Source organism: Vibrio sp. 10N.286.46.A8 (genome assembly GCF_041470165.1).
Classification (GTDB): domain Bacteria; phylum Pseudomonadota; class Gammaproteobacteria; order Enterobacterales; family Vibrionaceae; genus Vibrio; species Vibrio tasmaniensis_A.
In genome coordinates this window covers 1-439 of the sequence record NZ_JBFRLX010000356.1, presented here as the reverse complement: position 1 = coordinate 439, position 439 = coordinate 1, and the positions used below count along the sequence as shown (strand labels likewise).

The following is a 439-nucleotide window of genomic DNA, read 5'->3' as shown; positions in this document are numbered from 1 at the left end:
AGAGATGACAGCACTGCAATGTTTTTACCAATGGGTCATCGACTCACCGCCATTACTAGAAATCAAGCCACCGGTTTCGGATCTCAGTGCATTCTCTAGCCACCATGCCATCGACTCATCACATACTTATGATGGTAATCCTAGATTAGGTTTCCTCTACCAGCATCTATGCGAACAAGTCATCGTTGCCTCACCGAATTACTCGATAAAGCACGACGAGATTCAGATCAATGTGGAAGGTAGAACTCTCGGTGCAATCGACTTTATTCTTGAAGAAGAGAGCAGCCAAAAACTGCAACATTGGGAAGTGGCGATTAAGTTTTACCTGCTCCATGAACAAACATGGTTTGGGCCAAACTCTCATGATCAATTGGATAAGAAGCTCGATAGGATGCTAAGCCACCAGCTTGGTATGTCATCTTCAGCCGCCTTTATTGAA

Annotated in this window: 1 protein-coding gene; it reads left to right on the top strand. The window is 44.4% G+C overall.

All coding sequences use genetic code 11. The features are described 5' to 3' along the window. Positions 1-4: 4 nt before the first annotated feature. Positions 5-439: DUF1853 family protein (locus AB4232_RS22380; protein WP_372088052.1), on the top strand; the 435-nt coding region annotated here is incomplete at its 3' end.